Source organism: Mariprofundus sp. KV, from assembly GCF_013387475.1.
Taxonomy (GTDB): domain Bacteria; phylum Pseudomonadota; class Zetaproteobacteria; order Mariprofundales; family Mariprofundaceae; genus Mariprofundus.
Genome location: NZ_VWNB01000001.1, coordinates 117,506 through 139,336, shown reverse-complemented (window position 1 = coordinate 139,336; position 21,831 = coordinate 117,506). Strand labels below are relative to the sequence as shown.

At 53.8% G+C, this 21,831-nt stretch carries 16 protein-coding genes; 8 read left to right on the top strand and 8 right to left on the bottom strand.

The window, feature by feature from the left end; translation table 11 throughout:
* Nucleotides 1-6: 6 nt before the first annotated feature.
* Together dnaE and F3F93_RS00765 are read right to left on the bottom strand one after the other, a co-directional pair.
* Complete coding sequence (gene dnaE / locus F3F93_RS00770) at nt 7-3,498, bottom strand: DNA polymerase III subunit alpha (protein WP_176957249.1); 3,492 nt, start codon at nt 3,496-3,498, stop codon at nt 7-9.
* Between the two features lie 43 nt (nt 3,499-3,541).
* Nucleotides 3,542-5,248, bottom strand: a complete 1,707-nt coding sequence (locus tag F3F93_RS00765) for a carbon starvation protein A (protein ID WP_176957248.1) — start codon at nt 5,246-5,248, stop codon at nt 3,542-3,544.
* Between the two features lie 93 nt (nt 5,249-5,341).
* Here F3F93_RS00765 and F3F93_RS12385 point away from each other — a divergent pair, with 93 nt between their 5' ends.
* Complete coding sequence (locus F3F93_RS12385) at nt 5,342-6,178, top strand: peptidylprolyl isomerase (protein WP_176957247.1); 837 nt, start codon at nt 5,342-5,344, stop codon at nt 6,176-6,178.
* Between the two features lie 52 nt (nt 6,179-6,230).
* On the opposite strand, the gene F3F93_RS00755 is transcribed toward F3F93_RS12385, so the two are convergent.
* The 3 genes from F3F93_RS00755 to F3F93_RS00745 form a co-directional block, all read right to left on the bottom strand.
* Complete coding sequence (locus F3F93_RS00755; RefSeq protein ID WP_176957246.1) at nt 6,231-8,273, bottom strand: adenylate/guanylate cyclase domain-containing protein; 2,043 nt, start codon at nt 8,271-8,273, stop codon at nt 6,231-6,233.
* Between the two features lie 113 nt (nt 8,274-8,386).
* On the bottom strand, nt 8,387-9,727 hold the full coding sequence (locus tag F3F93_RS00750; protein WP_176957245.1) for a porin family protein: 1,341 nt from the start codon (nt 9,725-9,727) through the stop codon (nt 8,387-8,389).
* Nucleotides 9,728-9,766: 39 nt separating this feature from the next.
* A complete protein-coding gene (locus tag F3F93_RS00745; protein ID WP_176957244.1) occupies nt 9,767-11,389 on the bottom strand; it encodes a FecR domain-containing protein in 1,623 nt (540 codons plus the stop codon).
* 333 nt (nt 11,390-11,722) lie between these two features.
* On the opposite strand from F3F93_RS00745, the gene F3F93_RS12685 reads away from it, so the two are divergent.
* Complete coding sequence (locus F3F93_RS12685) at nt 11,723-12,880, top strand: HD domain-containing phosphohydrolase (RefSeq protein WP_176957243.1); 1,158 nt, start codon at nt 11,723-11,725, stop codon at nt 12,878-12,880.
* Nucleotides 12,881-12,970: 90 nt separating this feature from the next.
* Here the strand turns inward: F3F93_RS12685 and hemH are convergent, their stop codons facing one another.
* The 3 genes from hemH to nadB are packed head-to-tail and all read right to left on the bottom strand — an operon-like array spanning nt 12,971 to nt 15,865.
* Nucleotides 12,971-13,981, bottom strand: a complete 1,011-nt coding sequence (hemH, locus tag F3F93_RS00735; protein ID WP_176957242.1) for a ferrochelatase — start codon at nt 13,979-13,981, stop codon at nt 12,971-12,973.
* A gap of 19 nt (nt 13,982-14,000) precedes the next feature.
* The gene (locus F3F93_RS00730) at nt 14,001-14,294 is read right to left on the bottom strand and encodes an acylphosphatase (RefSeq protein WP_176957241.1); all 294 of its coding nucleotides are present in this window, start codon (nt 14,292-14,294) and stop codon (nt 14,001-14,003) included.
* The gene (gene nadB, locus F3F93_RS00725) at nt 14,276-15,865 is read right to left on the bottom strand and encodes an L-aspartate oxidase (protein ID WP_176957240.1); all 1,590 of its coding nucleotides are present in this window, start codon (nt 15,863-15,865) and stop codon (nt 14,276-14,278) included. The genes F3F93_RS00730 and nadB overlap by 19 nt, the downstream gene beginning before the upstream one ends.
* Nucleotides 15,866-16,024: 159 nt before the next feature.
* Here nadB and F3F93_RS00720 point away from each other — a divergent pair, with 159 nt between their 5' ends.
* The 6 genes from F3F93_RS00720 to F3F93_RS00695 all read left to right on the top strand — a co-directional run bounded on the left by F3F93_RS00720 (nt 16,025) and on the right by F3F93_RS00695 (nt 21,737).
* On the top strand, nt 16,025-16,489 hold the full coding sequence (locus F3F93_RS00720) for a SoxR reducing system RseC family protein (RefSeq protein ID WP_176957239.1): 465 nt from the start codon (nt 16,025-16,027) through the stop codon (nt 16,487-16,489).
* 70 nt (nt 16,490-16,559) lie between these two features.
* A complete protein-coding gene (locus F3F93_RS00715; protein WP_241696870.1) occupies nt 16,560-17,972 on the top strand; it encodes a DegQ family serine endoprotease in 1,413 nt (470 codons plus the stop codon).
* An 11-nt stretch (nt 17,973-17,983) separates the two neighbouring features.
* Nucleotides 17,984-18,232, top strand: coding sequence for a glutaredoxin family protein (locus F3F93_RS00710; RefSeq protein ID WP_176957238.1), 249 nt, complete (start codon nt 17,984-17,986; stop codon nt 18,230-18,232).
* A 26-nt stretch (nt 18,233-18,258) separates the two neighbouring features.
* Nucleotides 18,259-18,819 (top strand): TlpA disulfide reductase family protein, encoded by a 561-nt coding sequence (locus F3F93_RS00705; RefSeq protein ID WP_176957237.1) that lies wholly within the window; start codon nt 18,259-18,261, stop codon nt 18,817-18,819.
* A complete protein-coding gene (ligA, locus tag F3F93_RS00700) occupies nt 18,803-20,821 on the top strand; it encodes an NAD-dependent DNA ligase LigA (RefSeq protein ID WP_176957236.1) in 2,019 nt (672 codons plus the stop codon). Before F3F93_RS00705 ends, ligA begins: the two co-directional genes overlap by 17 nt.
* Before the next feature lie 91 nt (nt 20,822-20,912).
* On the top strand, nt 20,913-21,737 hold the full coding sequence (locus tag F3F93_RS00695; RefSeq protein WP_347239152.1) for an RNA polymerase factor sigma-32: 825 nt from the start codon (nt 20,913-20,915) through the stop codon (nt 21,735-21,737).
* Nucleotides 21,738-21,831: the final 94 nt, after the last annotated feature.

The window sequence follows — 21,831 nt, the reverse complement described above, 5'->3', positions numbered from 1 at the left end:
CCTCTCTTATCCTCTGCGTGCCTGCTGCTTGCGTGGTGGTTGCCACGGTTTGCAGCGCAGGCGAATCGATTCCGTGCCGAAGCGGGCATCGAGTTGATCCCGAACCGCATCGCTCCAGCTGATGCAGGGGCCGGTAATCAATTGCGCAAGACTAGCGTCTGCAAGCCGTACATGGAATGCAAGCCTTGCACTGCCACCTGTAGCCATCGATTTTAGTCGTGCCAGTGTCATTTCATCCCAGGCGATACTGGCTGTAGATATCTGAATCTCATGCACCAGTTCCGGCAGAATGGTATCGACTGTGGTGATTGCTTCGGCAATCAATACCGGATCCTCTTTGGAGGTGTCCACCTTGGCTGCAACCAGTAGCGGTTTGTCAGAGCTTAGCAGTTCGGCGACTTCGGCATAGAGCTTGGCGAAGACAATCATCTCCGCCTGCCCGTGCAGATCTTCAACCTGCACAAAGGCCATGGTGCCACTGCGTCCATTGTAGGGGCGGATGCTGGAGATACCGACCGGAACCACCACCTGACTCTCATGCTGGCGCTGGCCGAGCTCGGCAAGATTACAGTCACCCAGCCCCTGACTTCTGTTGAGGTAGGCCTCAAGCGGATGGCCGGTGAGGTAGAAGCCGAGCACTTCGCGTTCGGCCTGCAGCTGTTCACCGGCATTCCACGAGGGCAGTAGCGGGAAGCCGCCATCACCGGCTTGCGGTTCAGCCACCTCAAACAGGGTGGACTGGTTGGAGGCGTACTCCTTGCGTTTGCGGCTAAGCTGCTCCAATACCTCTGACAACCCTTCAAGTGCAGCCCGCTGGTTAGGAATCAGGCCGGATAGTGCCGCAGCTTTAATCAGTGCTTCAAGAATGCGTTTGTTGAGCGTGCGTGCGGGTGAGCGCATGATCATATCTTCAAAGCTTTCAAATTTGCCGTCGGCCCTGCGTACGGCAATCACTTCCCGGAGTGCCGCCTCTCCCACCCCTTTGATGGCGCCCAGGCCGTAGCGAATCGCTTCACCCTCCGGCCTGAACTCCCAGTCCGACTCATTGATATGTGGTGGCAATATCTCAATGCCCATGTTGCGGCAGTCGGTCACCAGTGTGGCTACCTTATCGGTGTTGCCCATATCACAGGAGAGTGTGGCGGCCATGAAGGCCTGCGGGTAGTGCGCTTTCAGGTAGGCGGTCTGATAGGAGATCAGCGCGTAAGCGGCAGAGTGAGATTTATTAAAGCCGTAACCGGCAAATTTCTCCATCAGATCGAAGATCTGCTCCGCTTTGTCGAGCGGCACCTTCAGCTTTTCGGCACCATCCATGAAGATCTGGCGCTGTTCGGCCATCTCGGATGCTTTCTTTTTACCCATAGCGCGACGCAGCATATCCGCCTGACCGAGCGTATATCCGGCCAGTACCTGGGCGATCTGCATCACCTGCTCCTGATAGAGAATAACGCCGTTGGTCTCCTGCAGAATCTTCTTCAGCTGCGGCACCGGATAGACGATCGCCTGACGGCCGTGTTTACACTCGATAAAGGTGTCCACCATGCCCGACTCCAGCGGGCCGGGACGATACAGTGCCACCAGTGCAATGATATCTTCAAAGCAGTCGGGCAGCAGGCGGGTTAAGAGATCGCGCATACCCGATGACTCCACCTGGAACACGGCGCCGGTCTGGCCGCGCTGCATCAGCCTGAATGTGGCGGCATCATCCATCGGGATGGTTTCGATGTTAAAGGCCTGCGCTTCAGGGCGCTGGTCATACTGTTTGATCAGTTTGCAGGCGATATCGATCACCGTCAGCGTTTTCAGGCCGAGGAAGTCGAACTTGATCAGTCCCATCTTCTCGCTGTTGCCCATATCCCACTGGACAACCTTGCCCTCTTCACCGGCCACCTTGAACAGAGGTGCGGTCTCATCAAGATTCTGGCGGCCGATAATTACACCGGCAGCATGCTTGCCTGCGTTGCGATGGCACCCCTCAAGGCGCAGCGCCAGCTCAAACAGACGTGCTACCTCATCATCGTCATCCACCATCTTGGCCAGTTTCGGCTCATCAACCAGCGCTTTCTCCAGTGTCATCTTCAGATCGTTGGGGATCAGCTTGGCGATCAGGTTGACCTTGGAGAGCTCCATGCCGAGTACACGCCCGACATCGCGGACTACTGCTTTGGCCTTCATCTTTCCGAAGGTGATGATCTGAGAAACCTTCTCTTCGCCATACTTCTCGGTGACATAGCGGATCACCTCTTCGCGGCGGCTCATGCAGAAGTCGATATCGAAATCGGGCATCGATACACGTTCAGGGTTGAGGAATCGCTCGAACAGCAGGCCATACTTGATCGGATCAAGATCGGTAATTTTCAGCACATAGGCGACCAGCGAGCCGGCACCCGAGCCTCGGCCGGGGCCAACCGGGATACCGTGGTTTTTAGCCCAGAGGATAAAGTCCGATACGATCAGGAAGTAACCGGGGAAACCCATCTTCTCAATGATATCAAGCTCGAACTCAAGGCGTTGATTGTAGACCTCACGATCCGCTTCGGGTTCACCGTGCAGAATTGTTGGCCAGCGCAGCTCAAGTCCTTCACGGGATTGCTGGCGCATATAGGCGTTGAGATCCATATCTTCAGGTGGCTGGAAATCGGGTAGCTGATAGTTGTAAAAGCGCAGGTCGACATTACAGCGATTGGCAATGTGGAGGCTGTTTTCAAGGGCTTCCGGGATATCCGAGAAGAGATCCTGCATCTCCTCATACGATTTGATGTAGTGCTCAGGTGTGAAGATGCCGGAGACATCATCATTGAGCGTGCGGTTTTGCTGCAGTGCCAGTATCGCCTCAAACGAGTTGAAATCATCACGTTCAAGAAAGTGGCTGTTGTTACTGGCAACCAGCGGGATGTCGAGTTCATGGGCAATCTCGATCACCTGACGGTTCACCTCTTCCTGACCACTGCTGCCGTGGCGCTGAATCTCGAGGAAGAAGCAGTGTTCGTGGAACATCTCTTTGTAGGCGCGGGCGGCAGCTTTGGCCCCCTTGCGATCACCCTTCTGCAGCAGCTGCTCTACCTCGCCATTCCAGCCGGAGGAGAGGGCAATCAGGCCATCGCTGTACTGGTCCAGCATCGGTTTGCCGACCCGTGGTTTATAGTAGAAGCCGTCGATGTAGGAGATGGAGATCAGTTTGAGCAGATTCTTCCAACCCTGATTATTGCGTGCCAGCAGCACCATCTGCGGGAAACGCGGGCCGCGCGGCCCCTCCGAAACACGTTTGGTATGATCATCACAGAGGAATACTTCACAGCCCATGATCGGCTTGATACCCATCTGCATCGCTTTGGAGTAGAACTCAATAGCACCGAACAGGTTGCCATAATCGGTCAGGGCAACGGCAGGCTGCTTGAGCTCCGCCACCCTCTTGAGCATATCGCCTACACGTGTGGTTGCCCCCAGCAGTGAGAAATCGGAGTGGTTATGAAGATGGGCAAAAGGAGCAAAACGCATTCCGCGAGTTTAGCCACGCGATAGAGATTTTGCACCCGTCCAGTTAGGGGGAGGGAGGATAATCGGGGCTTCTCTCCTGCTTCACTTTTTTGACCACCAGCGCCGCTTCTACAAGCACCCAGCCGGCCAGCATAAAGATGGCCGCACCAACGGCTGCAACCGTCCACTGCTCTTTAGCAATGGCACCGAAGATTCCCATCACCATGCCGGCAATGGTGGCACCGAGTACCAGCAGCATCGGTAGCAGGGTGTAGAGGATCGGTTTTTTCTTACGGTAGAGATAGATGGTGACGGTGAGCAGGGTGAGTCCGGCAAGGATCTGATTGGTGGTGCCAAACAGCGTCCAGAGGAAGAGTCCTGCAGGTTTGCCATCTACCTTGAAGAAGGCGAAGAAGCCGATGGCAGCAACAGCCAGAAAAGTGGCCAGATAGCGGTTGCCCAGCGCTTTCACACCGATGGTCTGACCGATCTCCTCGAGATTAAAACGCAGCAGTCGTGCGCCGGTATCGACACTGGTCATGGCGAAACCGACCACCACCACGGAGATAAATGCGGCGGCGTAGTCGAGTGGCACACCGAGCTGATGGATGAAGTTGGCATTGCCCTGAATGAAGATGCCGAGCTTCTGATGCAGGCCGACCGCTTTGTCCCATGAGCCGTAAAAGGACTCCCAGTCAGCACGTGATGAGAAGGCTCCGGCTGTGGTGGCCAGTACAGCCAGCAGTGCCAGCAGCGATTCACCGATCATGCCGACATAACCGATAAACGGCGCATCACTCTCTCTGTTCAGCTGTTTGGAGGTGGTGCCGGAGGCGACCAGACCGTGGAAGCCGGAGACTGCACCGCAGGCGATGACAATAAACAGGAATGGCAGCAGTGGCGGAGCACCGACCGGATTGGGGTTGATGGCCGGTGCCGCCCAGTCGGGATCAAGCAGGAAGAAACCGGCCAGCATGGCAAAGATCGCCAGATAGAGCAGCAGTGAGTTTAGAAAATCGCGCGGCTGCAGAAGCAGCCAGACCGGCAGTACACTGGCGATAAAGGCGTAGACCAGCAGTGCCCAGGTCCAGTCTCCTGCTGTAAAGCCGGTGATCGGCATATCCAGTCCGATCCAGGTGGTCAGCAGCATCAGCACAAAGCCGAGCCCGATCATCGGCCAGAGCGGCATGTTCTTTTTATAAACGAGGAAGCCGATCACCATGGCGATCAGCATCAGCGAGTAGGTCGGGAAGATCGCTTCTGGATGTGACGTTTTCGGAATGTTGGCGAGATCCGGAGCAGCGAAGAGGCCTGAGATCACCAGTACAAATACGCCCATAGCCAGCGCTACGAGGAAGAAGATCACCAGCAGAAACAGCAGGCGGGTGCGTGGACTGATCACATCACGGGCAATGGTGCCGACACTCTGCCCCTTGTGCCGGATCGAGAGCACAAGTGCGGAGAAATCGTGCACGGCACCGACCAGCAGCGTGCCAAACACCACCCAGCAGAGGGCAGGAACCCAGCCCCAGATCACCGCAATGGCAGGCCCGAGCATCGGTGCAAGACCGGCAATGGAGGCGTAGTGGTGGCCAAAGAGGATGAATTTATTGGCAGGGACGTAATCGACATCATCACGCATGGTATGCGCGGGGGTCTCGTTGCTATCATCGAGTTCAAACACCTTTCTGGCCAGAATCCGTTTGGCATAAAAGTGGAAGAAGATGAGGTAGAGGCAGAGTACTGTGATGGCCATGACAACTGGTGTCATTCGTGATCCTCCCGATAATCTCATATTCATGATGCTTGGTTGAAGCAGAGCACGACGCTACCCTAGCCCCCACGCTGGACAAGAGGAGATTAGATGCGAGTTATATTAGTGGCAACCCTGTTGGTGATGTTGTCTGCCTGCCAGCAGCAGGATGAGCTTACGCTTGCCGAACCGCTCAACCCCAGCCCTGTGGTGGCGACGGTGAATGGCATCACGATCCATGAATCGGACATCGATCTTGAGCTGGCGCTGCTGCCCGATGAGATGAACCGCTACCGCAACGATGTGCACACCCGCGCCCATATTCTGCGCTCATTGATCCGTCGCCACGCCATCAGTCAGAAGGCCAGGAAGATGGGGCTTGATCTCGATCCTGCTACACGCCAGCGCATCGAAAATGCCAGTCGTCAGATTCTTATCGAGGCAGCCCGGCAGTGGCAGCTGGCGCATATGGAGAAGATTCAGGAGAGTGATATTACCGCCTACTACAAGCAGCACCTTGCCGAGTTTGCGGTGCCTGAACAGGTGCATGCCCGCCATATTCTCGTTGCTACACATAAGCAGGCGCTGGCCATCATTAAAAAGTTGCGCAACAAAGGTGATTTCGCCGCACTGGCTGCCAGTGAGTCGCTGGATGACAGCAACAGATCACGTGGTGGTGATCTCAACTGGTTTCAGCGCGGTGTGATGGTTAAAGCCTTTGATGATGTCGCTTTTGAACTGAAGGAGAATGGCATCAGCCAACCGGTTAAAACCCGTTTTGGCTGGCACGTGATTGAACTGCTCGGGCGCCGTGCAGCCATGCAGAAACCACTGGATGAGGTGCGCCACGAGATCATCAGTATTCTGGAGAAAAACCAGCTTGATCGCTGGTATGAAAGCGTTGAGAAAGAGTCACGCATCAAGGTGCTCGATCCAGCCTATCAGTAATGCATTCTCACACACTGTATTGGTCGAAATTATTCCGTGAATCTATTTGCTTCTATTCAATTTCAGAGAGGGCATAGATCACAACAGCATTCTCTTTGCCCTTTACTTTAACCTCATCCAATTTAGTTACTTGTAAATGAGAGGAGATTTCAGGGTTTTCACTTCTGGATAACAGCTTCCGGATCTGGTTGAGTGTAAATTCAGTGATGATGATGTCGGTATCATAGTTGCGAGTCAGAGCCTCAACGCGTGCTCCTAAGTTTACCGCATCACCAATCACGGTGTAGTCCATTTTCATCTTTTCAGACCCAATGTTGCCGACAACCATTTCACCTGTATTGATGCCGATTCCGATGCCGAGTACAGCTCGCCCCTCCGTGCGCCACTTTATTTGCAACTCATGCAGTCGCCGCATCATCGCCAGAGCACATCCCACGGCCAGTTCAGCGTGATTTTTCTGCGCTACAGGAGCCCCCCAGAAAGCCATAATCTCATCGCCAACAAACTTATCCAGAGTTCCATCCCATGCCATGATCACCTCAGTCATCGCAGAGAGGAATTCGTTCAGGGCTTCAACAACCTCCTCCGGCTCATGGTTCTCCGAGAATGTTGTGAAACTGCGTACATCGGAAAAGAGAACTGTGATGTTTTTTCTTGCGCCGCCCAGTTTTGCCATCTCGGGGTGATCTATTAATTCTGTGACTATCTTTTCGGTCGTATATTTGGAGAAGGTATTGCGAATCTGCCTGGCCAGGCGCTCTTCTGTAAAAAAGCGGTATGTTGTTAATGTCGTATAGAGAATACTTAGCGTCAGTGCAGGTACAACGACATGTACCCAGATATTATGGGCGACAAAGGCGTACTGCGTTAATCCCAGGTAGACGATAAGAAGAAAGCCGAAAAACAGGCCGCTAGCAAATGCACCGAAGTAGGGAACAACAAGTGCCATAATGAAGGCAAAGCAAATAATGGCGACGATATCTATTAGTGTGGTTAGCTCCTCTTTCACCAGATAGTTCAGGCTGAGAATATTCTCAACCACTGTTGCTTGCTTCTCTACACCTGCGAGTTCAGTAAAAGGAGTGACATGGATATCACCAGTGCCAAGAGCCGTGGCTCCGACCAGCACTATTTTACCTTGCAGTTCAGTGGCTGGAATAGTGTCTGCAAGGATATCGATGGCCGAATAGGTGGTGAATTTTCCGCGTTTACCAGGATAGTTGATCAGAATGCGCCCGGAAATGTCTGTAGGCAGATCAATCTTCTCCCCCATGATGATTCGGTCGCCCGTGATCACCTTCACATCCTGCTGCCTCAGACCTTTAAACTTCCTTGCAATTTCCAGTCCAAAAGAAGGATAAATATCAGCCCCCATTTTGACGTAAAGAGGCTCCCAGCGAATGGCGCCATCCTGATCGTAGAGCGAATAGACATGGCCAATGGCTGCAGCCACCTCTGCCAATCCCTCAAATGGTGTCAGCGCGGTCTGAGCCAACACAGGCTTGTATGCTGGCCCGGGTTTGCTCAGCATGAATGCATGCCAGGTCATATATCCCGGAAGCTGAACGTTCGCTTTACTATCAATCGATGCCATGGCTTCAAATACATGCGGGGCAAAGGCCAGTACAACATTTCCTGCCTTGTTGACCGCAGCAATGAGTGAGGCATCAACATTGTTGATTTGCTCCATAGCTTGAAGTTCGCCAAGAAAGTTTTTATCCACCGATGCCAGTCTTTGGTATGATCTGTTAAGTTCGCGTAATGACTCCAGCCCCTTGCTCACCTCCGGAAGCTGGTAGAGGTAGTCAATGCCGATCACTTTTGGTTGCATTGAGGTGAGCTTGTCGATCAGTGTAGCCATATACCCACGTGTCCAGACATTCAGTGCGAACTGTTCCAGTGTCTTATCATCAATAGCGACAATGACAATATCCGGCCTGACGGACCGCTCACCCCGCAGCAGCGTGCGAATGTCGAAAGTTTTGGATTCCAGGTAGTCGACAAACATCGGCGGTGTGACAGTTACAAAGATGGCCGTGGCAACTATAAGTGAGGCCAGTAGAAAATAGGGGCCTTTATGTTTAACGACGCGCATACCGTAGTCTCATGCTCATTGCGGGCAGATCAGAAGCTGTCATCGCATTTGTTTATGGTCATGCCGATATCCCTCAGGAGCGGACAAGCTTCGTCCGTTTATTGCTTGACGCATTAAAAATCGCGTACAAAAGCAAGCTTGCCATATGTTCTCTGAAACTGATACAGATCGATATTTGACCAGTTCTTAATATGACCAAAGACAATGCGTGGTGCAAACCCCTTCATGTTCAGTGTCAGCGGGATCAGGCCGACTTCTACTGACTGCTTTTTCTCCCTTCGGCGCTCTGCGAAGAACGGGTCTCTGCCCGCATAGCGGGTCTCCAGATAATTCAGCATCACTGATGCTGTTACCCGTAAGGGTAGCTCCAGAGATAACCCCAGCTTGGCCCCAGATGAGATGAAGTTATAAATTTCATCGTGAGTCTTGTTGCGTCCGATACTTGCGCCGGTGCTCCAGACCAGGCCGCTGGGCATTGCTTTGGTCATGTCAACTGTGAGCCACTGTTGCCAGCCGTTACGAAGCGGATAGTCAGGATAGCGCAACTGCTTGCTCTCCAGTGCCGGGTTGAATGTCCAACCTGATGTTGTGCGATAAATATCTGATATGCGGAATGCCGCTCCGTCAAACAGGTTGTGTCCGCCATAAAAGGAGGCGTGTCCGCCGGCTTCGAAAGAGAGCGAATGCGCTGGACTCCACTGCTTTGTCCAGCCGGCGAAAGCCATTAGATAGGTCAGGTTGTACTGATTAGCCGAGGGGTAGTTTTGATGCTGGAGAACGGCTCGCAGGCTGAACTGGCGTGCATCGCCAAAGCGATACTGCCCTTGCCAGTTAAGGCCGAGGCCTTTGCCGCTTCTCTTGCGTGCAGTTGGGCTAAGGATAAAACGACGGCCACCGATGATCACTACCTCACTGGCGGTGGCCTGATTGATGTTGTTGTCTCCAAGAACCTCAAACGAGAGGGTCTGGCTGAAGGTCAGTCTGTCGATCTGATCGAGGAACAACAATACATTGGCACGCACACTCTCCGGAAGTCCGGGCTCACCCAGTACCCGTTGAAAATGGTGCTGCGCGGCTTCGGTATCGCCGTTCATGAGCAGGGCGCGAGCTAGATCAAGGCGTATACGTAAAACCGAGGGGTCACGCTCAAGCATTGCCCGGTAAAAGAGGATTACGCTATTCCAGTCGCTGCGCAATTCAGCCAGTTTGCCCGCAACAAACAGAGCCTGCATCGGTGGTGCAGGTTGTTTCAGTAGCTCTGCCACGATCAGAGCAGCCATGTCCAGTTTTCTCTCAATCAGCAGTTGTGTCGCTACCTGTGCTAGTTCCTCGGGAGTTGCCTGAGTGTTTTCTGATGATGCGACTACAGGTAGTGTGTTTGCACCGGTAGTCTCGGCGACAGTGGTGAAAGAGGTGAGTAAGAGGCCAAGGATCGCCGCTAACCGAAAAAGCATCGATGCCCTTGAAAGTTCGCCCCTCAGCTCCACTTAGGTTTATTGGCCAACAAACACGCCATGCATTCGGCCAACTGGGCCAGTGGCTTGTGATGCGGTAAATGCACCTCCGATATTGGCAGGAACATTGGCACCGCCTGTCGCAGGTGCTTTGGTGGCAGGGCCGAAGAAGCCACCATTTGCTGTTCCGGTAAAACCACTACCAACATTGACAACACCAACAGTGAAGGTGTTGCCGGTAATTGTTCCCGGGGCTGCAGGCACCATATTCAGGTCATAGTTAGGATTGGCCACATTGGCGCCATAGAGTCCACCACCAAGATTGGCGTTGGTGATGGTGCCTGTGGTTGCAAAGTTGGTGATCTGATTTGTGCCGAAATCGGCTGTCACATTCAAGGTAGAGTTGAAGCGGAAGTCATGATCAATCAGAGCGGCAGTTGAATAGATCCAGCCCTGAGCTACACCGGTATAGGTGCCGGTACCAGCGGCTGGGATCGATGCTAGCGGTGTTAGTGTGCCAGTGACACCGGAGCCGGCGAGCCAGTCATCCAGATTGAGTTGCACCCCCCAGTGGAATAGAGATACATATTGATACGCTACGATCGGTAGCCCCTCAATCTGATTTAGAATAACAGAGTTGGGGCCTGCACCTAGAGCGGCGGGGGTATCTGTGGCGGCGCCGCCTAGAGCAAGTTCATTGGCCGCGACCGGTGTATTGAATGTGTAGCTGAAAGGACCGTTGTTGGTGCCGCCGGGAACGTTATGGGTGCCAGCGATGGTAACGCTGGTGATGTTGCCGCCAGCATCGCGAGTAACAGTCACAACATGATTGGCATCCGGGCCACTTGCCGCGCCCAGGGGAGAGGCAGCAACATTCCACTGCTGCATGACATAAACAGAGTCTTCCAATGTAACAGTGCCAGTAGGGGCAGGAATGGCTCCGGCTGGGGTGTTGCTGGAAGCGACGGCGCCAACAGCCACTGCGCCAAGGGCGGCTACACCCAGAGCTGTCGTGGTAGCGCTTATGGTGGCTCCCTCTGCAGCTGCGACCTCCACCGCTCCAGTACCCTGTGCAGGCGCCGACTCTATAGGGGCGGCAGGTGTCATCTCTGTGGCCTCCAGCAGTTGTTCAAGGACTTCGGGATCTGTTGCTGTCGGGGTGGAGGGTGGGGTCCCCTCTGTGACATCAACAGTTTGCCCCGCTGCGCACATCTCTGTTCCGGCCACGCCTGCGTTGATGTTCCTGATCTCCACCATGCCGTCATGGCAGACAAATCGGGTTGAAAGACCTTTGACGATCGTGAAGAAATCGGTGCCACGGGCTGCTGCAACAGCAGTGGGGGTGACAACTTCGAAATGGGGGTTTTCGGAAATATCATGATGAACGATGGCGCGAAGCGTGCCCCGGAGTATCTTTAAAGATCCATCTTTCAATTTGCTGTTGTCGAACATGAACTTTGTAATTTCAACCTGTGATGAGGAGGCTATTCGAAGTTCCGTTTTATCCACGAAAGTTACTTGAGCTCGAGACCTTTCCAGCGTTGTTACAAGATCCTTAATCTCAACGCCACTGCCGATCTTTGCGTCGATGGGATTGGCTGCACCTTTTTTTAGGTGATTCACCTTATTGATGGTTGCAGAAAATGCTCCTACAGAATTCATTTGGGCAAGTTGCCCATCATCTACGAATGTAATTTGATCGGCAGCCAGAACAGCATTGCAGCAAGAGACAGTAGCCACCATGACCAGAGGCAGGATGATTTTGTGATTCGAATGCCTACGAAAAGAGATCAAGAACCATTCCTCCTATGTGCAACAACTATCACGAAGACTTAAAAATAGTTCACCCATACTGGATAAGTTATAGACTGTAATTGCCAGATTGACCACGCTGGTCAGCAACATTCATCTTTGCTAGGAAGCATATACTTTACTTTCTGTGTGTGCTATAGCTTATGGGTATACAGTCGTTTGTGGGATTTTCAGGAGGTTGCTGTGTTTGAAGAGATTTCAAGTAAAGAAGCTAAGCAGACACTGATGTTTATTTTTGATGCAGCAGTAGACATTGAGATGGAGAAGGATCAAACCATATTTGTAGAGAAGGTCCTTAAGCATGCCCGGCGGATTTTTGAGGCCCCTGCTGGCAGTATCGCTTTTGTAGACGGTGATTTCCTTGACTTTTTGTCGTTTCAAAATGATGAAATCGACACTAGTTCCATATCAAGGGATCAAAATGGGGATGATCTGAGAATACCTCTAAATCACAGTAGTATTGCTGGCCACGTAGCTATGGCCGGTGAACTGCTTCAGGTTGATGACCCCTATCATCTGTCAGAATCTGTGCCATATAAATTTGATGGTTCCATAGACAAATTAAGCGGCTTTAAGACGGAATCAATATTAGCGATTCCTTTGCGACATCCGACCGAAGGAATTATCGGCGCTTTGGAAATCATCAATCCAAAAGAGGAGCTTGTTCATGAGCTAAATCTGGGGATAGCGAAAAGTTTTGCAGTGATGTCGGCTGTTAGCATCATCAATATGAGACTACAGGAGTCCCTGAGGAAAGCATATTTAGAGACGCTTGCACGTCTTGGGTATGCTGCAGAGTACAAGGATGAGGACACCTTCAAGCACATTCAAAGAATTAGATACAGTTCAAAAATACTTGGCAGGGAGCTTGGGCTTTCGATAGAAGAGCAGGAGGGTCTATTCCATGCTTCCGCTATGCATGATGTTGGCAAGGTGGGCATTCCTGATGCTATTTTAGGTAAAAACGGCAAGCTGGATGCTGATGAGTGGGTGAAAATGAAATCCCACTCGAACAAAGGCGCCTCAATACTCAGAGGTTCAGATACTGAGATTCTTAAACTGAGTGAAGAAATTGCATTGCACCACCATGAAAAGTGGAATGGCAACGGTTACCCGGATGGATTGAAGGGCGAGGAGATCCCCTTGGCGGCTAGGATCGTTGCTGTTGCCGATGTGTTCGATGCTCTGGTCAATGAGAGGCCGTACAAAAAAGCCTGGCCATTACAGGATGCACTTTCGCTTATAAAGAATGAAAAAGGGGCGCATTTTGACCCGCAGGTTGTAGATGCATTTTTTAACTGCCTGGATGAAATTCTGGAGATTCAGGAAGAGCATCAGTAGGCTAAACAAGTAAACGCTTTTCTGTAAACAAGAGACATAACGGTATTTGCTAATGATCGACCATTGTGTCGATTCGACAATCAGGGCTTCTTAGATTTGTGTCAAAATGATCTCAGCCAAGGCTTGAATGTGGCTCTCTCCATCATTGAGTGCCGGGATATAACGGTAGGTTTTGCCACCGGCCTCAAGGAAGATATCTCGGTTCTCCATGCCGATCTCCTCAATGGTCTCCAGGCAATCTGCCGGGAAACCGGGACAGATCACATCCACACTCTCAACACCCTCCTTGCCCCAGCGCTCCAGTGTTTCATCGGTGTAGGGCTGAACCCACGGCTCTTTGCCGAAGCGGGATTGAAATGACATCTGCAGTTGGGTCTCATCCAGCCCCAGCGCCTCGCGCAGCAGGCGGGTGGTTTTGCGGCAGTGGCAGGGATAGGGGTCACCGTTGTTAAAATAGGAATCGGGAATGCCGTGGTAGGAGAGCAGTAGTCGCTCTGCCTGCCCGTGCTCCTGCCAGTGGTTGCGAACACTCTCTGCCAGCGCTTCGATATAGGCAGGATAGTCGTGGTAGGCATCGATAAATTGCAACTGCGGTACACGCCGCCACGTTTTTAGGGCTTCAGCTACGGCATCAAAGGTGGAGCCTGAGGTGGTGGCGGAGTATTGCGGATAGAGTGGCAGCACAACGATGCTACTGCAGTTCTTCTCTCGCAGCGCTTCAAGACCACTGCGGATCGATGGGTTGCCGTAGCGCATGGCCAGCTCAACATGCAGCGGCTGCGCAATGTGCTCGCGCAGTGCGGCCTCCAGTTTTTCACGCTGGCGTTTACCAGTGGCGAGCAGAGGTGAGCCCTCAGCACTCCACACCTTGGCGTAGAGTGCTGCCGATCTGGCCGGGCGGGTATTAAGAATGATGCCGTTAAGAATCAGCCACCAGAGCCAGCGCGGCTGCTCAACCACACGCGGATCCCAGAGGAACTCCCTGAGATAGGTGCGCACCGCCGCCGTGGTGGGTGCATCAGGTGTGCCGAGGTTAGTCAGCAGGATACCGACGGCAGGCTCCTGTTTATGTTCAAATGTCTGTTTGGCACTGTATGGCATGAATGCATCCCTTCTCATCTCAGTAACGAATGGAAAATCTCTCCCAGCTATCCGGCAGTGTCGATGGTGAAAATTCGACATGCTCAACACTGGCATGAGTCGGGCCGTGATGCAGCCACTGTTTCATCAGGGTTATCTGAGGCTCAGGGCCGGCGATACAGGCCTCAACATCGCCATCAGGCAGATTGCGCACCCAGCCGTGCAGGCCAAGACGATTGGCCTCGAGTTGTGTGTAGTGGCGAAAACAGACGCCCTGCACGCGACCACGAATGCGGGCCAGCAGACAGATGCGATTCAGAGGGTGTTGGGCCACAGGATGGTATCTTTTGCCTGTTCATCTGTCTCAGGGTGATCGGTGGAGTAGTGCAGACCACGCGACTCAAGGCGCTGCTGGGCACTGGTAATAATCAACTCCGCGATCAGTTCGAGATTGCGCAGCTCCAGCAGATCCTGACTGACCGGATGTTTCCAGTAGTAGCTGGCGATCTCTTCACGGATCAGATAGAGGCGGCGCTTGGCGCGGCGCAGGCGCTCATCAGAGCGCACAATGCCAACGTAGTGAGACATCGTGGCGCGAATCTCATCCCAGTTCTGCTTGATCTGGATGCGCTCGGTCTCCGGCACAATGCCGCTATCATCCCAGGCGGGGATGGGCGGCAGCGGTTTGGCTTCACGCTTTATAATATCGGTGGCACAGAACTCAGCCATCACCAGACACTCCAGCAGCGAGTTGCTGGCCAGTCGGTTGGCGCCATGCAGTCCTGTGCAGGCGGTCTCGCCGATGGCGTAGAGTGAATCAATCTCGGTGCGGCCGTGGATATCGGCCTTGATGCCGCCGCAGATATAGTGTGCAGCCGGAACGACGGGGATCGGCTGTGTGGTGATATCCAGCCCCAGTTTCAGCAGCCGTTCATGAATATTGGGGAAATGTTCGAGCAGCTGCGTGCGGCCGATAGGGCGGGCATCAAGATACATGCAGTCGACGCCCTGTTTTTTGATCTCATAATCGATAGCGCGGGCGACAATGTCGCGAGGGGCAAGTTCACCGCGTTTATCATAATCAAAAACAAAGCGTCGCCCTTCGCTATCAACCAGATAGGCACCCTCGCCGCGCAGCGCCTCGGAGAGCAGCATGTTCGAGCCCTGACGGTGAAACAGGCAGGTGGGATGAAACTGGATGAACTCAAGATTCATCACCGGAGCTCCGGCGCGCCAGGCCATGGCGATGCCGTCGCCGGAAGCAGCGTGCGGGTTGGAGGTGTAGAGGTAGACTTTGCCTGCACCTCCGGTGGCAAGGATGGTCTGTTGCGCCTCAATGGTCAGCACATGCCCCTCAGGGGTCAATACATAGGCTCCAAGGCAGCGATTATCAATGCCGTGGCCGATTCTGCGCGTGGTGATCAGGTCAATGGCGGTATGCTGCTCCAGCCTGCGCACATTGGGGTGCGGTGCCACCTTGGAGAGCAGCGCTTCACCGATGGCGCGTCCGGTTGCATCCTGGGAGTGGGCGATGCGACGGCTGCTGTGTCCCCCCTCCTGTGTCAGGTGCAAGGTTCCATTTTCATGGTCAAAGCGGGTGCCGATGGCGATCAGCTCTTCGATAATATCAGTGCCGCGCTCAATGATGGCCTGTACCACATCAGGATGGCAGAGGCCGCCGCCGGCCTCCAGTGTGTCTTTGACATGTGAGGCGACCGAGTCGCTGCCGGAGAGCACACCGGCGATGCCGCCCTGTGCATTCCAGGTGCTGGAGTCCTCAAACGAACCTTTGTTGACGATGATGACACTGCCATGTTCAGCCAGACGGCGGGCAGCCAGCAGGCCGGCAGCGCCGCTGCCGATAATCAGGTAGTCCGCCTTAAGGCGCTTTTTGCCGCTTTCCATGGCGGCCAACCCTACGCCGGATTTCTTCTCAGGCTACATTTAGCGCTTTGGGGCAGGGGTAATTTGTGCATCGGGCAGGGGATGGCAATCTGTGAATGGATTAGTATAAGATACGCCGCTCTGATGCGTTTGCCGTGTCAGGATGAGGCAGGAGTTATATTGGAGCAGCAGGTAACCGTGATTCAGACAGATGGTAACAGTGCGACTGTGCGTGGTCGTCGTGCCTCTGCCTGCGGTGATTGTGCGGGTAAGGCCTCCTGCTCAACGATGGGCTCCTGGCGGGAGCGGCTGATTGATCTGCATGTGAAAAATACAATCGGAGCAGAAGTTGGTGATGAGGTACTGCTGGAGGTGCCCGATGGGCTGCTCCTGAAGGTGGCATTCCGCATCTATGCACTGCCAATGCTGGTGTTTGTGCTGACAGGCGCAGTCGTGGCCTGGTTGGCCGGGCAGATGGGTTGGCCAGCGCAGGAGTTGCTCGCTGCTTTGGCGGCATTGATCTCTGTGCCGGTAACCTATCTGCTGCTGTTGCGTGGTAGCAACAGCGCAAAAGCTGATCTGGATGTACGCATGCTGCGTATCGTAAACCATGGCGGATGCCATATCCCGATCCGGCCGGTTTAGTAATATCTTCATCTTTTATTCATCTGGGGGGCTTAAAAAGCGCCCTGACTATTTATCAAAGGAGTACTACTTGCACTATTTCAGACCATTGATTCCGATGTTATTGATTGCTGTTACATGGGCGCTGCCCGCACAGGCTATGCCGGAAAGTTTTGCCGATCTGGCTGCCGAGCAGGCCGATGCCGTTGTTAATATCAGTACTACCCAGCATGCCAAACAGGCTCAGCAGGGTGGCCTTCCGCCCGGTTTTGGTGGCCCTCAGGGCACACCTTTTGATGACTTCTTTAACGATTTCTTCCGCAACATGCCTCGCCAGCAGCAGGAGAAGCATGCTCTGGGTACAGGCTTTGTGATCTCGGCTGATGGTTATGTGGTGACCAACAACCATGTGGTTGATGGTGCAGATGAAGTGGTTGTGAAGATGCGCGACGGTACTGAGTTGCAGGCCAAGATCATCGGTACCGACTCCAAACTGGATGTGGCACTGCTCAAGGTGAAGGGCAAAAATCTTAAGACAGTAAAAATCGGCAACTCCGATGTGTTGCGTGTGGGTGACTGGGTGGTTGCTATCGGTAACCCGTTCGGTCTCTCCCAGACTGTCACTGCAGGTATTGTATCAGCCAAAGGACGTGTGATCGGTTCCGGCCCCTATGATGATTTCATTCAGACCGATGCTGCGATTAACCCCGGCAACTCCGGCGGGCCGCTGTTTAACAGCAAAGGCGAACTGGTCGGCATCAATACCGCTATCTACTCACGCAGTGGTGGTAACAACGGTATCGGTTTTGCCATTCCGATTAACCTTGCCAAACCGATTCTTGATGAGCTGAAAGAGAAGGGGCATGTGACCCGCGCCCGGCTCGGTGTACATATCACCGATGTTGATAAAGAGACCATGAAGGCACTCGGACTGAAAGATCGTCACGGCGCACTGGTGCCGCAGGTTGAAGCCGGATCGGCCGCCGACAAGGCGGGTATTCGTGCCGGTGATGTGATTATTTCGATTGATGGTGAGTTGATCCGTAAAGCCCATGATCTGCCGATCCGTGTGGCTCGCCACACTCCTGGTGACAAGGTGAAGGTCGGCATTATTCGCGATGGTAAACAGAAGGTTCTGAGTGTTACCGTTGAAGCGATGCCGGATGATCAGGTGGCACGTGGTGATCAGCCTAAGCAGGATAGCTCCAACGTGCGTCTGGGTATGGTGGTGGAGAACCTCTCTGCTGATATGGCAGCCAGACTGCGTACGCGTGTGAAAACCGGTGTTGTGGTGCAGCAGGTACAGCAGGGTATGCCAGCCGCCAATGCAGGCATTCAGCGCGGTGATGTGATCTTCCGTATTAACGGCAAGGATCTGCCTGATATGAAAACCTTCTCCAAACTGGCTAAAACCTTTAAACATGGAGAGGTGCTGCGTGTGATGATGGATCGGCGTGGGGATCAGGTCTTTGCACTGGTGAAATTGCCGCAAAAGAGCGATTAAGGTTTCAGGCGATGAGTCTGCCGCATATCCAGCTGATGACACGGCGTAACTGCTGCCTTTGCGATGATGCTAAGGCTGTGCTTGAAGTCAGTGCAGCAGAGGGCCTCTGCAGCTGGGAGGCGGTGGATGTCGATCGTGATAAAGCACTGCTTGTGCGTTTCGGGCTGGATGTGCCGGTGCTGGTGCTTGATGGCGCGGTGCTCTTTAAACATCGGGTCACTCAGGATAGTCTGACCTCTGCATTGGCCGGATTGGACTGAAACATGGATGTTGTAAGGTGGAAAAGATGAAGTATCGCTGGCTGCTGGTATTGCTGATTATGGGGGTGATCGGATCAACGGTCTGGCTCGGCATGCCCAAGGCGCCGGCAGCGGTTCGTATCAGCGAGGCCGGTTCCGGCTTCAGGCTGCCTGATCTGCAGGGAACGATGCAATCGCTTCCCAAAGGTGAGGTGGTGCTGCTCAACTTCTGGGCAACCTGGTGTCCGCCATGCCGCAAAGAGATCCCCTCGATGCTGGAGCTGCATGAGAAGTTTGCGGCTCAGGGGTTGAAGGTGGTCGCTGTCTCTGTGGATCAGAGCCGTGATCAGCTGAGCAGCTTTGTGCGTGAGCAGAAGATGTCATTTCAGGTGCTGCACGATGCCGACACGCTTGTTTCGCAGGGTTATGGGGTGTTCCGCTTTCCGGAGTCATTCCTGATCGATAAACAGGGGAAGGTTCGCTACCATCTGCTCGGTGCAGTGGACTGGATGTCACCACCGCTGCTGAAAACGATTGAGGGGATGCTGGCTGAGCCTGCCATCCATACGTACGGGAGCAGTAGTGGAGAGCTTGAAAACAACGGCTGAATCAGAAGCTATAGATCAACGCATCACCCATCTTCGCACAGAAATCCGAGAACATAACTACCGCTACTACACACTCGATGCACCGCAAATCACGGATGCCGAGTATGATCGTCTGCTGCGTGAGCTTGAGTCGCTTGAAGCTGAATCCGGTGCACCTGTTCCCGATGATTCACCCACCCGCATTGTCGGTGCACCACCCTCTACAACCTTCACCAGTCGCAAACATGGCGAATCACTGCTCTCGCTTGCCAACGCCTTTGATGAGGCTGAGATAGAGGCGTTTGTCGCACGTGCCGTTGACGGTCTGGGCCGGGATGACCTCTCCTTTATTGCTGAGCCGAAAGTGGACGGGCTGGCAGTTAATCTGCGTTATGAGCATGGGGCTCTTACCATTGCCGCAACACGTGGCGATGGCATCAGTGGTGAGGATGTGACCGATAATGTGCGCACCATTGCCGGTATCCCCTGGCATCTGAAAACAGAACAACCCGATGCACTGCCTGCAGTTCTGGAGGTGCGTGGCGAAGTTTATATGTCCAAAGCGGCCTTTGCCGCACTCAATGAGGTTCGCGACGCTGAAGGTGAGGCGCCCTTTGCCAACCCGCGCAATGCGGCGGCGGGCTCGCTGCGGCAACTCGATGCGCGTATCACCGCCAAACGAAAGCTGGCCTTTTTTGCCTACGGTGTTGGCCTTGGCGGCAGGGCGCTGGCAGATAGCCAGTCTGAACTTCTGCAGAAGCTGCAGAGCTTCGGCTTTGCGATTCAACAGACAGAGATGGCCGACACTCTGCCTGCCCTGCTCTCTGCCTATCAAAAGCTGCTGCAAAAGCGACCGGATCTGCCTTATGAGATTGATGGCCTGGTCTGCAAACTGGATAGCTTTGAACTGCAGGATCGGCTCGGTGCAGTTGCCCGCTCACCGCGCTGGGCGATTGCCTACAAGTTTCCGGCTGAAGAGGTCACGACTACGGTTCGTGATGTGATCTGGCAGGTGGGGCGCACAGGTGTCATTACCCCGGTGGCTGATATGCAGCCGGTGAGTGTGGGTGGTGTCGTGGTGTCACGGGCCACGCTGCATAATATTGATGAGATGCAGCGCAAAGCGGTCTATGCCGGTGCCACGGTGGTCGTGCGCAGGGCCGGTGACGTGATTCCCGAAGTGGTGCGCACACTCAATATCGATGAGTCGGCTGAAAAACCTGTCATACCTACGCACTGTCCGGTCTGTGCAGCATCGGTTTTCAGGATTGAGGGTGAGGTTGCGATTCGCTGCAGTGGCGGTCTCTCCTGTTCCGCCCAGCTTAAGGAGCGGTTGCGCCACTTTGTCTCGCGTGGGGCGATGGATGTTGAGGGTATGGGGGATAAGCTGGTAGCCCGACTGGTGGATGAGGGCAAGCTGCAGAATATCGCTGATATCTATGAATTTGATTATCGAGAACTTACCGACTGGTCCGGACTCGGAGAGAAGAAGATCGCCAACATCCAGAGCGCACTGGAGGCGAGTAAACAGCGGCCGCTGGCCCGTTTTCTGCATGCGCTCGGCATTCGCCATGTCGGTAGTGCAACCGGGGCTTCACTTGCGACCTACTTTGGTGATCTTGATGCGGTGATGGAAGCCGATGAGGCGTCGCTTCTGGCTGTACCTGATATTGGCCCGGAAGTGGCGGCCAGTATCCGCAGCTTTTTTGCCGAAGCGCACAATCGTGATGTGATACACAGATTGCTGGCTGCAGGTGTTCAGCCTGCCGCCGAGTCTGTTGCAGCGACAGATCATCCGCTAGCAGGAAAAACGGTGGTGTTGACCGGCAGTTTTGCCTCGGTGAACAGGCGTCATGCACAGGAGAAGTTGCGCAGCTTTGGCGCTAAACCGACAGGTTCTGTGTCAGCAAAAACCGATCTTCTTATTGCCGGTGAGAAGGCCGGTTCCAAGCTTGGTAAGGCACGCGAGCTGGGTATTGAGGTTGCCGGAGAGGAAGAGCTCCTGACCTGGTTAAATTGGTAGCAGGCTTGCTTAACACTGTTTTAATCATTAAATTGGCACTCTTGCATGCCGAGTGCTAAGGATTTCAAATCGATTTGGAGGTGATTTTCAGGTGGTAGCAACAACAGCAGAGATGACAAGTCTGGCTCTTTTTTCGCGTGATATGCGTAAAGTGGAGCGCCTCGACCGTGAGGAGGAGATTCGTCTGGCCCGCTTGTGGCATGACCATGAAGATCGCGATGCAGCACGCCAGTTGGTGGTTGCCAACCTCAGTGGTGTGGCTGCTATTGCCCGTGAGTACCGTCATTTTGGTCTGCCTGAGATGGATCTTATTCAGGAAGGCACGATGGGGCTGATGCATGCGGTAAAACGCTTTGACCCGGATAAGGGTTTCCGTCTGATGACCTACGCATCATGGTGGGTACGCGCTTCGATTCACGACTACATTCTCAGCTCATGGAGCATTGTTAAGCTTGGTACCAACAAGTTGCAGCGCCGCGTTTTTGCAGGTCTGCAGAAGGCCAAGAATGCGATTGCCGCACTTGATGGTGGTAGCAGGGCTGATGAGGTGGGTGCTGATTACGGACTTAGCGGTGGCGAGTATCAGGAGGCTGCCAACGCATTTTTGCAGCGCGATGTCTCACTCGATGCCGAGTATGATGAGGGTGATGCGCTGGTGCATGGCCTGCCCTCTGATAGCGCAACGCCCGAAGAGATCACGATGCAAAGCAACTGGGAGGATCATCGCAAGAGCGCCCTCTACAGTGCCATGAACACGCTCTCTGATCGTGATCGCCTGATTGTCGAGCGTCGGCATATCTCCGAAGAGCCTGCAACGCTGAAAGACCTTGCTGAAGAGTTCGGCGTATCGATTGAGCGGGTACGTCAGCTGGAAGCGCGGGCGATGAAAAAACTCAAAGAGGCCGTGGTTCACTAATCACACGATCGGGTTTAACTATTTTCAGAGGCAGTCTTTCGGGACTGCCTCTTTTCTTTCGGGCCTATAGCCATCATCATCCGCATCTGAGTTT